Here is a 14,702-nt window from a genome sequence, read left to right as displayed (position 1 = left end):
ACCGCCTCCCACGTCGTCTCCAGCAACAACCGCTGCTGAGAGTCCGTGGCAAGCGCCTCACGCGGACTCATCCCGAAGAAATCCGGGTCGAAGTCGGCGGCGTCGGACAGGAAACCGCCGGAGCGGGTGTAGCTGGTGCCCAGGTTCTCCGGCGCCGGGTCGTAGAGCGACTCCACGTCCCAGCCGCGATCGGTGGGGAAGCCGCCCACGGCGTCCACGCCGTCGGCGACCAACCGCCACAGCCCCTCCGGCGAGGTCACGCCTCCCGGGTAGCGGCAGGCCATGCCCACGATCACCACCGGATCGTCCGCGTCCGTCGCGCTCCGCGCGGCGGGCAACTGCTCGGCCGCCGTTGCGTGGGCGAGCGCCCCGCCGGCCGGCTCGTCGAACAGCTCGTCGTTCAGGAAGCCCACCAGCGCGTCCGCCGTCGGGTAGTCGAAGACCAGCGTGGCGGGCAGCCGCAGGCCGGTCGCGGCGTCGAGCCGGTTGCGCAGCTCGACTGCCATCAAGGAGTCGAAACCGAGTTCCTGGAAGGCCCGGGCGGGATCCACCTCCGCCACGCCCGCGTGTCCGAGCACGAGCGCGATCTGCGTCCGTACGACGTCGAGCAGTGCTTCGCGACGTGTCTGCGGGTCGAGACCCGCCAGCCGGTCGGTGAGCCCGGTGGAGGCACCGGCCGTGGTGGCCGTGCGGCGGACGGGCTTGCGGATCAGGCCGCGCAGCAGTGAGGGGACCTCGCCCTGGGCCCGGATCGCAGCCAGGTCCAGGCGGACCGGCAGCAGCGCCGGCCGCCCGGCCGACAGCGCGGCGTCGAACAGGGGCAACGCCTGTTCCGGTGTCAGCGGCGGCATCCCGGCACGCGTCATCCGTTCGGTGCCGGCCGCGGTGAGAGCGCCGGTCATGCCGCCGCCCGTACCGGACCACGGCCCCCAGGCCAGTGAGGTTCCGGGGAGCCCGAGGGCGTCCCGGTGGCGTGCGAGGGCGTCCAGGAAGGAGTTCCCGGCGGCGTAGTTGGCCTGCCCCGCGTTGCCGAAGGTGCCCGCCACGGAGGAGAACAGGACGAAGGCGGCGAGGTTCTGGTCACTGGTCGCCTCGTGGAGATTCCAGGCCGCGTCCACCTTGGGGCGCAACACGGCGGCCAGCCGTTCCGGGGTGAGCGAGCCGATCAGCGCGTCGTCGAGCACACCGGCGGTGTGGACGACGGCATGCACCCGGTGGCGGGCCAGCAGTCCGTCCACGGCGTTCCGGTCGGTGAGGTCGCACGCCTCCACGGCCGCGTCGGCGCCCGCTTCGGCGAGTTCCGCGAGGAGTTCCCGGGCACCCTCCGCTTCCGCGCCGCGCCGGCTGACGAGCAGCAGGCTGCGTACGCCGTGTTCCTCGACCAGGTGCCGGGCCACGGCCCGGCCCAGAGCGCCGGTGCCTCCGGTGACCAGGACCGGGCCCTCGCCGTTCCAGGCGGGGGCGGCCGCGGTGGCGGGCACCGCGACCCGGGCCAGCCTGGCGGCCAGCACCTGGCCGTCACGGACGAGCAACTGGGGCTCGCCCAGGGAGACCAGGGCCTTCAGCAGCTCCGCCTCGGGCTCCTCCCCCGCCACGTCCACCAGGACGAACCGGCCCGGCTGCTCCGACTGCGCCGAGCGCAGCAGACCCCAGGCGGCGGCAGCGGCAAGGTTCTCGCCGGACACCGCGCCTCGGGTCACGAGGACCAGTGGGGAGTCGGTCGCGGAGCGCTCCTCCTGCACGAGCTGTACGAGTTCCAGCGCCCGCGCGGTCTGGGCGTGCACCGACCCGACGACCCCGGCGGCGTCGTCCGAGCCGTCCGCCGCACTGTCGGAGTCCGAGCCGTCCGCCGCACTGTCAAGGTCGGCCCGGGCATTGTCGTCGTCGGTGTCGCCGTCGGTCGCCGAGCCCAGCCGGACCAGTTCCACGTCCGGCACGGCGGCCCCGATGTCGGGAACCTCGACCGGCGTCCACTCGACCGTGAACAGCGCGTCATGCACGGCCGTGCCGCCGTCACCCAGCTGCTGTGCGGAAACCGGCCGCACAGTGAGCGAGCGTACGGAGGCGACGGGCGCTCCCGTGCCGTCCGCGAGGGCCACGGCCAGGGCCCCGTCGGCCCCCGGAGTCAGCCGGACCCGCAGGGCAGCGGCACCGGACGCGTACAGCGACACTCCGGACCAGGCGAACGGCACTCCGCCGCCCTCACCGGCCCCCGCTCCCGCCGCTGCCGCGTGCAGGCTCGCGTCGAACAGGGCCGGGTGCAGGCCGAACGCCCCGCCGTCCACGTCCTCGGGCAGCGCGACCTCCGCGTACACCACGTCGTCGACCCGCCAGGCCGCCCGCAGCCCCTGGAAGGCGGGCCCGTACTCGAACCCGGCCTCCGCGAACCGCCCGTACACCCCGGACACGTCCAGCGCCTCCGCACCCGCGGGCGGCCAGACCGCCGCGTCGAACGCGGGCGCGCCGTCGGGGGACACGGCGAGGAAGCCCTCGGCGTGACGCGTCCATCCGGTGTCGGCACCGGTGTCCGGCCGGGAGTGCACGCTCACCGGCCGACGGCCGGAGCCGTCCGGCTCGCCCACCCAGACCTGCACCTGTACGCCGCCCTCGGCGGGCAGCACCAGCGGCGCGGCCAGCGTCAGCTCTTCCAGGGTCGCGCAGCCGACCTCGTCGCCCGCCCTGACGGCGAGTTCCACCAGTGCGGTGCCAGGTACCAGTACCGTGCCCATGACCGCGTGGTCCGCGAGCCACGGATGCGACTGAACCGACAGCCGCCCGGTGCACAACTGGCCCGCGCCGCCCGCCAGTTCCACCGACCCCGCCAGCAGGGGGTGGTCAGCTGTCCTGAGTCCGACGGACTCCGCGCTTCCCGCGTACGCCATGACCGTCGGCCAGAAGCGCCGGTGCTGGAAGGGGTAGGTGGGCAGTTCGACGCGTCGGGCCCCGGAACCGGCGTAGAAGGCCGGCCAGTCGACCGGTACGCCGTGCGCGTGCAGCCGGGCCGTGGCCTGACGTACGGCGGACTCCTCCGGGACGTTTCCACGCAGTGCGGGAACCAGGGCGGCGGCGTCCGGGGCCGAGTCCTGGGCCATGGCGGTGAGAACACCGTCGGGGCCGATCTCCAGGAAGCGGGTCACGCCGAGGGCGCCGAGGGTCCGGATGCCGTCGGCGAAGCGGACCGCCTCGCGGACGTGGCGCACCCAGTACTCCGGGGCGCACAGCCGTTCGTTCTCGGCGACGTCGCCGGTCAGGTTGGACACGACGGGGATCGAGGGCTTCGAGAAGGACAGCCCGGACAGCACCCTGCGGAAGTCGTCCAGCATCGGGTCCATCAACGGTGAGTGGAAGGCGTGCGAGACCCGGAGACGAGTCGCCTTACGGCCGAGCGCCTCGAAGTGGGCCCGCACGGACTCCACTTGCTCCGACACACCGGACACCACCACCGACGACGGACCGTTGACCGCCGCGACGGACGTGAACTCGCCCAGCAGCGGCAGGACTTCCTCTTCTGTCGCCCGCACGGCCAGCATGGCGCCGCCCTCCGGCAGCGCCTGCATCAGCCGCCCGCGCGCCGCCACCAGCGTGCACGCGTCGGCCAGCGAGAACACCCCGGCCACATGCGCCGCAGCAACCTCACCGATGGAATGACCCGCCACGAAGTCCGGCTTCACGCCCCACGACTCGACCAGGCGATACAGCGCGACCTCGACGGCGAACAGCCCCGCCTGCGCGTACATGGTCTGGTTCAGCGCCTCCGCATCCTCGCCCCACATCACGTCCCGCACCGGGACGTCCAGCTCCGCGCACACCGCATCGAACGCGGACGCGAACACCGGGAAACGGGCATACAACTCACGCCCCATCCCGAGACGTTGCGACCCCTGACCCGAGAACAGGAATGCCAGCGGTGCGGTGGTCGCGACGGCTGTGGCCGCCTCGCCGCGCACGACGGCTTCCAGGCCCGCCAGCAGCTCGTTCCGGTCCGACGCGGAGATCGCGGCGCGGTGGCCGAGTGCCGCCCGGGTCGTCGCGAGCGAGTGGCCCAGGTCGGCGGGGCTCGTCTCCTCGGACTCCGCCACGAGTGCCAGCAGGCGTCCGGCCTGAGCGCGCAGGGCCTCGGGCGACGCTGCGGACACCACGAGTGCCGTGGGGGCCGCGACGCGGGACCCGCCGGATGCGGGCTCGGCGGACGCGGGCTCGGAGGAGGGTTCCGGGGAGGACGGCTCGGTGACGGCGGCCGGGGCCGTCGGGGCCTCCTCGACGATCACGTGTGCGTTGGTGCCGCTGATCCCGAAGGACGAGACGCCTGCCCGACGGGTGTGCCGGTCGTCGCCGGACCACTCGCGGGCCTCGGTGAGCAGCCGTACGCCTCCCGCGCTCCAGTCGACCTCGCGGCTCGGCTCGTCCACGTGCAGCGTCACGGGCAGCTCCCGGTGGCGCATGGCCATCACCATCTTGATCACGCCCGCAACACCGGCCGCGGCCTGCGAGTGGCCGATGTTGGACTTGACCGAGCCCAGCCACAGCGGCCGGTCGGCGGGACGCCCCTGGCCGTACGTGGCGAGCAGGGCCTGGGCCTCGATCGGGTCGCCGAGCGTCGTGCCGGTGCCGTGTGCCTCCACGGCGTCGATCTGGTCGGCGGCGAGCCGGGCGTTGGCGAGGGCCTGCTTGATCACCCGGCGCTGCGAGGGGCCGTTCGGTGCGGTCAGGCCGTTGGAGGCGCCGTCCTGGTTGACGGCGGAGCCGCGGATCACGGCGAGCACCTGGTGCCCGTTGCGGACCGCGTCGGAGAGCCGCTCGACCACGAGGAAGCCCGCGCCCTCGGCGAATCCGGTGCCGTCGGCCGCCGAGGCGAACGACTTGCACCGCCCGTCGGAGGCGAGCCCGCCCTGACGGCCGAACTCCGCGAACACGCCCGGCGTGGCCATCACGGTGACGCCACCGGTGAGCGCCAGCGAGCACTCTCCCTGCCGCAGGGCCTGCACCGCCAGGTGCAGGGCGACGAGCGACGACGAGCAGGCCGTGTCGACGGCGACCGCCGGGCCTTCGAGGCCGAGCTTGTAGGAGACCCGGCCCGAGACCACGCTGCCGTTTCCGTCACTGCCCGGGTAGTCGTGGTACATCACGCCGGCGAACACGCCGGTGCGGCTGCCCCGGAGCGTCGTCGGGTCGATGCCCGCGCGCTCCAGCGCCTCCCAGGCCAGTTCCAGGGTGATCCGCTGCTGCGGGTCCATGGCGAGGGCCTCGCGCGGTGAGATGCCGAAGAAGGCCGGGTCGAAGTCGGCCGCTCCGTCGAGGAAGCCGCCGGTGCGGGTGTAGTAGGCGTCCGGTCCCGTTCCGTGCGGGTCGCGCAGGGACGACAGGTCCCACCCCCGGTCGGTGGGGAACGCGGAGATCGCGTCGCCGCCGGAGGTGACGAGCCGCCACAGGTCCTCGGGGCTGGTCACGCCGCCCGGGTACCGGCAGGCCATGCCGACGATCGCGATGGGCTCGTGCCGGTCGGCGGTGAGCCTGCGGTTGTCGGCGCGCAGCAGGGCGGTCTCGCGGCGGGCCGCCGCCAGCGCGTCCCCGTCAGCCGCGTCGCCCGTGTCGTGCGGTTCCGGCTGCTCCTCCTCCGCGAGGTCGGCGGGGGTGACCCGTACCTCAGCGAGGTCGAGGAGGCTCTGCATCAGTCCGGCGTCGCGCAGCCGGCTCGTCGGAATGGTGCGGAGCGCTTCGCGGACCTCCTCCTCACCCGGGGTGCCGCCGGTCACGGCACCGCCGAGGAGGGTGAGGAGGTGGTCGGTGACGGCTTCCGCGTTGGGGTGGTCGAAGGCGAGGGTGGCGGACAGGCGCAGGCCGGTGACCCGGTTCAGGTGGTTGCGCAGTTCGGTCGCGGCGAGCGAGTCGAAGCCCAGTTCCTGGAAGGCCCGGTCCGCGCCGACCGCCTCGGCCGAGGCGTGCCCGAGCACCGACGCCACCTGCGCGCGCACCAGGTGCAGCACCGTACGCCGACGCTCCGCCGCCGACAGGCCGGACAGCCGGTCGTGCAGGGTCGGCTCGGCCGGCGCCGAACCGCTGCGGGCCGCCGCCGCCCGCCGTACGACGGGCGCCAGGCCGCGGAGCAGCGCGGGCACGTCGTCCGTGCGGGAGCGCAGGGCGGCCGTGTCGATCCGTACGGGGACGACGGCGGCGCGATCGGACCGCAGGGCCGCGTCGAAGAGGGCCAGGCCCGCCTCGTGGGTCAGCGGCGGTACGCCCTGGGTGGCCATCCGCTTGCGGTCCACGTCGCGCAGGTACGCGCCGAGCCCGCCGCCGACCTCCCACAGGCCGAAGGCCATGGAGGTGGCGGGCAGCCCCTCGGCCGCACGCTGTACGGCGAGGGCGTCCAGGAAGACGTTCGCCGCCGCGTAGTTGCCCTGCCCCGCGGTCAGCACCAGACCGCCCGCCGAGGAGAACATCACGAACGCGGCGAGGTCGTACTCCCGCGTCAACTCGTGCAGATGCCAGGCCGCGTCGACCTTGGGCGCGTACACCCTGTCCACCTGCTCATGGGTGAGCGCGTCCATGACGGTGCTGTCGCCGATGCCGGCGGCGTGGAAGACGCCGGTCAGCGGACGCTCGGAAACGGTCTCGGCGAGCAGGCCCGCGAGCGCGTCCCGGTCCGACACGTCACACGCGACGACACGGACCTCCGCACCCGACGCGATCAAATCTGCCGCCAGCTCCTCGGCCCCCGGAGCAGCCAAACCCCTCCGGCTCGTCAGCACCAGGTGCCGCACCCCGTACTCGGACACCAAACGGCGGGCCACCACCGCTCCCAGGCCACCGGTACCACCCGTCACCAGCACAGCACCGTCGGAAGCGAATTCAGGAGCTTGATCGGTTGTCTGCTCCAGCCGGACGAGGCGCGGCACCCACACCGCGTCCCCGCGCACTGCGGACTCCGGCTCACCAACCGCCAAGGCGGACACGACAGTGCCCACTTCCGCCCCGGGCTCCACGTCCACCAGCGCGAACCGGCCCGGATTCTCCGCCTCCGCCGCACGCACCAGACCCCACACCGGAGCCTGCACCACATCCAGCCCGACACCCTCCGACACCGCCACCGCACCACGCGTCAACACCACCAGACGCGACGCCGCGAACCGCTCCTCAGCCAGCCACGACCGCACCACATCCAGCACCCCGTACGACACCGCACGCACCCCGGACGGAACACCCAGGCCCGTAGGGAAGGCACCGCAGTCCAGCACCACCACACCCGGCACCGGACCCTCCGCGGGCACCTCCTCCCAACTCACCCACGACACCTCGCCCGCACCAGGAACCGCCGGAACAACCGACCAGCCGACCCCGAACAACGGACTCCCCGAACCACCCAACTGCTCTGCCGACACCGGTCGGCTGACCATTGAGCCGACCGAGAGCACCGGCGCTCCGGTGACGTCGGCGAGCGCGAGAGTCCAGCCGTCCTCGCCGACGCGGGTCAGCCGCACCCGCACCTCGGACGCACCGACGGCGTGCAACGCCACGTCGTTCCAGACGAACGGGATGGCGGCCTCTCCCGTACTCGTCAGGATCGCCGCGTGCATCGCCGCGTCGAGCAGGGCGGGATGCAGGCCGAACCGGCCCGCCGCGTCCCGCTCCTCTTCGGGCAGCGCGACCTCGGCGAACAACTCCTCACCACGCCGCCACACCGCACGCAGCCCACGGAACACCGGACCGTAACCGAACCCGGCCCCGGCGAAGCCCTCGTACGCGCCCTCGACGGACACCTCCTCGGCACCGGCCGGCGGCCACATCCCCGCGTCGAAACCGGCGAGAACATCCCCCGCCTGCGCACCCACGGCATCCGCGCTCAGCACACCACCGGCATGCCGCACCCAGCCCCCGTCCTGCTCCTCGTCCGTCCGTGAGTGCACGGTGACCTGACGGCGGGCGGAGCCGTCCGGCTCTCCGACCCAGACCTGTACCTGTACGCCGCCCTGCTCGGGCAGCACCAGCGGCGCGGCGAGCGTCAGCTCCTCCACCGCCGCACAGCCGACCTCCGCCCCGGCCCGCAGAACGAGTTCGAGCAGACCGGTGCCGGGCACCAGGACCGTGCCCATCACCGTGTGGTCCGCGAGCCACGGGTGCGTGCGGAGGGACAGTCGTCCCGTGAAGAGGTAGCCGTCGGCCGAGACCAGCTCCATGGCGGCCCCGAGCAGCGGGTGCTCCGCGGAGGCGACACCGACCGAGTCCAGATCGGCAGTGCCCTGGGTGGCGTCCAGCCAGTAGCGCCGACGCTGGAAGGCGTACGTGGGCAGGTCGATCCGGACGCCCCGCGGGCCGTCGGCGACAGCGCCGAAGAACTCCCGCCAGTCCACGGCGATCCCGGCGCAGTGCAGTGCACCGAGCGCCGCGACCAGGGTGGCGGCCTCGTCCCGGCCCGCGCGCAGCAGGGGGAGGGCGGAGGCGGTCGTGCCGTCCAGGCAGTCCCCGGCCATTCCGGCGAGCACGGCGTCGGGGCCGATCTCCAGGAAGCGGGTCACGCCGAGGGCGCCGAGGGTCCGGATGCCGTCGGCGAAGCGGACCGCCTCGCGGACGTGGCGCACCCAGTACTCCGGGGCGCACAGCCGGTCGCTCTCGGCGACGTCGCCGGTCAGGTTGGACACGACGGGGATCGAGGGCTTCGAGAAGGACAGCCCGGACAGCACCGCGCGGAAGTCGTCCAGCATCGGATCCATCAACGGCGAGTGGAAACCGTGCGACACCCGGAGACGAGTCGCCTTACGGCCGAGCGCCTCGAAGTGGGCCCGCACGGACTCCACTTCGCCCTCTGCCCCGGACACGACCACGGAGGACGGACCGTTGACCGCCGCGACCGAGACCGACTCACCGAGCAGCGGCAGGACTTCCTCCTCCGTCGCCCGCACGGCCAGCATCGCGCCGCCCTCGGGCAACGCCTGCATCAACCGCCCACGCGCAGCCACCAACGTGCACGCGTCGGCCAGCGAGAACACCCCGGCCACATGCGCCGCAGCCACCTCACCGATGGAATGACCCGCCACGAAGTCGGGCTTCACGCCCCACGACTCGACAAGACGGAACAGCGCCACCTCCACGGCGAACAACGCCGCCTGCGCGAACATCGTCTGGTTCAGCGCCTCCGCGTCCTCACCCCACACCACCTCCCGCACCGGAACGTCCAGCTCCGCGCACACCGCATCGAACGCGGACGCGAACACCGGGAAACGGGCATACAACTCACGCCCCATCCCGAGACGTTGCGACCCCTGACCCGAGAACAGGAACGCGCTCGTTCCGGCCCCTCGGGCGGATGCCATGAGGACGCCACTCGGAAGTGTGCCCTCTCCGGCCGTCAGTCCGCGCAGTCCGTCGACCAGCTCCGCACGTCCGGTGCCGACGACCGCGGCCCGGTGTTCCAGCGCCGTCCGCGTGGTCGCCAGGGCGCCGGCCGTCGCGACCAGGTCCAGGTCCGGCCGGGACTCGACGTACGACAGCAGGCGTGCGGCCTGCTCCTGGAGGGCTTCCGGGGTCGCGGCGGACACCAGCCATGGCAGCGTACGGGCCACCGGACTGCTCGTGACATCGGACTCCGGTTCCCTCGTGACGCTGGTCTCCGGTCCGTTACTGGCCTCGGAATCCGGCCCGTTCGCCGGCTCCGGTTCCATTGTGCCTTCGGGCTCGGGTCCCATGGCGGCCCCGGGCGCCTGCGCCGGGGTCTCCGCCGCCGTCTGCTCCAGGATGACGTGCGCGTTGGTACCGCTGATGCCGAACGCCGACACGCCCGCGCGGCGGGGACGGCCGGTCTCCGGCCACTCGACCGCTTCGCCGAGCAGTTCCACCGAGCCTTCGGTCCAGTCCACGTGCGGCGAGGGGTCGTCCGCGTGGAGGGTGCGCGGGAGCACGCCCTCCTGCATCGCCATGACCATCTTGATCACGCCTGCGACACCGGCGGCGGCCTGCGCGTGCCCGATGTTCGACTTGATGGAGCCGAGCAGGAAGGGTTGGTTCTCCGGCCGGTCCTGCCCGTACGTCGCGATGAGCGCCTGGGCCTCGATCGGGTCGCCGAGCGTGGTGCCCGTGCCGTGCGCCTCGACGGCGTCGACCTCGGCGGCCGTGAGAGCGGCGGAAGCCAGGGCCTGACGGATGACCCGCTGCTGCGACGGACCGTTGGGGGCGGCGAAGCCGTTGCTGGCACCGTCCTGGTTGACGGCGGAACCGCGGATCACGGCCAGGACCTGGTGCCCGTTGCGCTGCGCGTCGGACAGCCGCTCGACGAGCAGCACGCCCACGCCCTCGGACCAGCCGACCCCGTCCGCGCCGCTTCCGAACGCCTTGCACCGGCCGTCGACGGACAGACCCCGCTGCCGGCTGAACTCGATGAACATGCCGGGCGTGGACATGACGGTCGCACCGCCGGCCAGGGCCAGCGTGCACTCCCCCGCCCGCAGCGACTGCACCGCCAGGTGCAGCGCCACCAGGGAGGAGGAACACGCGGTGTCCACCGTGACGGCCGGGCCCTCCAGACCCAGCGTGTACGAGACCCGGCCGGAGACCACGCTGCCGCCGCTGGTGCCGGAGGGGTGCGCACCGAGCGCGTAGTCGTGGTACATCACACCGGCGAAGACGCCCGTGCGGCTGCCCTTGAGCGTGCTGGGGTCGATGCCGGCGCGCTCCAGGACCTCCCAGGAGGTTTCGAGCAGCAGTCGCTGCTGCGGGTCCATGTAGAGGGCCTCGCGGGGGGAGATGCCGAAGAAACCGGGATCGAAGTCCGCGGCCTCGTGCAGGAAGCTGCCGCGGCGCGTGTAGCTCTTGCCCTCCTTGCCGGGCTCCGGGTCGTACAGGTCCTCCGTGTTCCACCCCCGGTCGGCGGGGAGGTCGGAGACGGTGTCGCCGCCGTCCAGCAGCAGCCGCCACAGGTCCTCGGGCGAGGTCACCCCGCCCGGGTAGCGGCAGGCCATGCCGACGATCGCGATCGGGTCGTCGTCGAGCGGACGCCGCTGTCCGGTGTCCCGTACCGCAGCGTCCGGAGCGGCCTCGCCGGTTCCGGTTCCGGTTCCGCCGAGGAGGGTGAGGAGGTGGTCGGTGACGGCTTCGGCGTTGGGGTGGTCGAAGGCGAGGGTGGCGGACAGGCGCAGGCCGGTGGCCCGGTTCAGGTGGTTGCGCAGTTCGGTCGCGGCGAGCGAGTCGAAGCCCAGTTCCTGGAAGGCCCGGTCCGCGCCGACCGCCTCGGCCGAGGCGTGCCCGAGCACCGACGCCACCTCGTCCCGGACCAGCCCCAGCACCGTACGCCGGCGCTCTCCCGCCGACTGGCCGGACAGCCGCTGCGCCAACGAGGCGGCTGCGGTACTTCCGGAGCCGCCGGCCGCGCGTCGGGCGCGCCGCGGGGCGAGTCCGCGCAGCAGGGCGGGTATCTCGTCGGTACGGGTGCGCAGGGCGGCCGAGTCGACCACGAGAGGAACGACGGCGGGCCGGGCGGAGCGCAGCGCGGCGTCGAAGAGCGCGAGGCCGGTTCCGGCCGACAGGACGGGCAGTCCCTGGGTGGCCATGCGCTTGCGGTCCACGTCGGCGAGGAGCGTGCCCATGCCCGCTCCCGCGTCCCACAGGCCGAAGGCCATGGAGGTGGCGGGCAGCCCCTCGGCCGCACGCTGCGCGGCGAGGGCGTCCAGGAAGACGTTCGCCGCCGCGTAGTTGCCCTGCCCGGCGGTCAGCACCAGACCGCCCGCCGAGGAGAACATCACGAACGCGGCGAGGTCGTGCCCCCGCGTCAACTCGTGCAAGTACCAGGCGGCATCCGCCTTCGGCGCGAGGACGACGTCGAAGTCGTCCTCGGTCAGCGCCCCGACGAGGGCGTTGCTGCTGATGCCGGCGGCGTGGAAGACGCCGGTCAGCGGACGCTCGGTGACGGTCTCGGCGAGCAGGCCCGCGAGCGCGTCCCGGTCCGACACGTCACACGCGGCGACACGGACCTGCGCACCCAGCGCCGCCAATTCGGACACCAGCTCCTCGGCACCCGGAGCGGCCAGACCCCTCCGGCTCGTCAGCACCAGGTGCCGCACCCCGTACTCGGACACCAGCCGACGGGCCACCACCGCACCCAGACCACCGGTACCACCCGTCACCAGCACAGCACCGTCGACATCGAATTCGGGTGCCTGGTCGTCGGACTTCTCCAGCCGTACAAGACGCGGCGCCCACACCTGACCGGCGCGTACCGCGGACTCCGGCTCACCGGTCGCCAGCGCGGACGCAACCGTGTCCACGGCTGTCCCGGGCTCCACGTCCACCAGCACGAACCGGCCCGGATTCTCCGCCTCCGCCGCACGCACCAGACCCCACACCGGAGCCTGCACCACATCCAGCCCGACACCCTCCGACACCGCCACCGCACCACGCGTCAACACCACCAGACGCGACGCCGCGAACCGCTCCTCAGCCAGCCACGACCGCACCGCCTCCAACACCCGGTACGACACCGCACGCACCCCGAACGGAACACCCGCACCCGTCGACCCCTCGACAGCGCCACAGTCCAGCACCACCACACCCGGCACCGGCCCCTCCGCGGGCACCTCCTCCCAGCGCACCCACGGCACGCCCCCGGTGGCCGGAACCGACGGAATCGCCGGAACAACCGACCAGCCGATCCCGAACAAGGGACTGCCCGAAACACCCAACTGCTCCGCCGAGACCAGTCGGCTGAGCATCGAGCCCACGGACAGCACGGGCTGCCCCGTCACGTCCGCCATCTGCAACGAGAGCCCCTCGTCACCGACGCGGGTCAGCCGTACCCGTACCTCGGACGCACCGACGGCGTGCAATGCCACGTCGTTCCAGACGAACGGGACGACCGTGTCGTCACCGGCGCCCTCCAACAAGCCCGCATGCAGGGAGGCGTCGAGCAGGGCGGGGTGCAGGCCGAAGCGGCCCGCCGCGTCCCGCTCCTCTTCGGGCAGCGCGACCTCGGCGAACAGCTCCTCACCACGCCGCCACACCGCACGCAGCCCTCGGAACACCGGACCGTAACCGAACCCGGCCTCCGCGAAACGCTCGTAGGCTCCCTCGACCGGCACCTCCCCGGCACCGGCCGGCGGCCACACCCTGGCGTCGAAATCGCCAAGAGCATCTCCCGCATGCGCAGCCACGGCATCCGCGCTCAGCAGACCAGCGGCATGCCGCACCCAGACGCCGTCACCGGCTCCTTCGGTGCTTGAGTACACGCCCACCGTGCGCCGGCCGGTCTCCTCGGGTGCCGACACCCGTACCTGAAGCTGTACGCCGCCCTGTTCGGGCAGCACCAGCGGCGCGGCGAGCGTCAGCTCCTCCACCGCCGCACAGCCGACCTCCGCCCCGGCCCGCAGAACGAGTTCGAGCAGACCGGTGCCGGGCACCAGCACGACGCCCTTGACGGTGTGGTCGGCGAGCCACGGGTGTGTCTGCCGCGAGAGGCGGCCCGTCAGTACGGTCCCGTCCTCGTCGGCCAGGCTGACCAACGCGCTCAGCATCGGGTGCTCCGCCGCGCCGAGCCCCGCGAACCGCACGTCTCCGGCTCGCAGCACCGCCCCGGCGGGCCAGTACCGCTGCCGCTGGAAGGCGTACGTGGACAGCTCGACCCGGGTGGCGCCGGTCCCGGCGAACAGGGCGCCCCAGCCCACGTTCACGCCCTGGACGTACAGCTCGGCGACAGCGCGTACAGCCGTCTCCTCCTCGTCGCGTCCCTTGCGCAGAGCGGCGACGAACAACGCGTCGGACTCGGCCGACTCCTGGCCCATGGCCGACAGCACGCTGTCGGGTCCGAGCTCCAGGTAGCGGGTGACGCCCGCTTCGGAGAGTGCGCGGATGTCGTCGGCGAAGCGGACGGCGTCACGGACGTGGCGCACCCAGTACTCCGGGTCGCACACGGTCTCGTCGCTCGCCACCAGCGAAATCGTCGGAGCGGAGAAGGACAGCTCCGAGACCACCGCACGGAACTCGTCCAGCATCGGGTCCATCAATGGCGAGTGGAACGCGTGCGAGACGCGGAGACGTGTCGTCCTGCGGCCCTGCGCTTCGAAGTGGGCCCGTACGGACTCCACTTGCTCCGACGCGCCGGACACGACCACGGACGACGGGCCGTTGACCGCCGCAACGGACGTCAACTCGCCGAGCAGCGGCAGGACTTCCTCCTCCGCCGCCTGCACCGCCAGCATCGCGCCGCCCTCCGGCAGCGCCTGCATCAGCCGCCCGCGCGCCGCCACCAGCGTGCACGCGTCGGCCAGCGAGAACACTCCGGCCACATGGGCCGCGGCCACCTCACCGATGGAGTGACCGGCCACGAAGTCGGGCTTCACGCCCCACGACTCGACCAGGCGGTACAGCGCGACCTCGACGGCGAACAGACCCGCCTGCGCGTGCATGGTCTGGTTCAGCGCCTCCGCGTCCTCACCCCACACCACGTCCCGCACCGGGATATCCAGCTCCGCGCACACCGCGTCGAAGGCCGCAGCGAACACGGGGAAGCGTGCATACAACTCACGCCCCATACCGAGGCGTTGCGACCCCTGGCCCGTGAACAGGAACGCCGTCTTTCCGGCACGCACCTGCCCCTCAATGACCGCCTGCTCTGCAATGACCCGGTCACCGTTGAGCACCACGGCCCGGTGGGCGAACACCGACCGGCCAAGGGTCGACAGGCCCACATCCACCGGACGCAGCCCGCACTCCTCCGCGTATGC

At 72.9% G+C, this 14,702-nt stretch carries 1 protein-coding gene; it reads right to left on the bottom strand.

Translation table 11 applies throughout. The features are described 5' to 3' along the window. Positions 1–14,702 (bottom strand): SDR family NAD(P)-dependent oxidoreductase (locus ACZ56L_RS35825; protein WP_471069456.1); only part of this gene is annotated, 14,702 nt, incomplete at both ends.

Source organism: Streptomyces sp. NPDC039736, from assembly GCF_055596485.1.
Note: the sequence above shows the minus strand (reverse complement) of the source record. Positions and strands in the feature narration are given on the sequence as shown.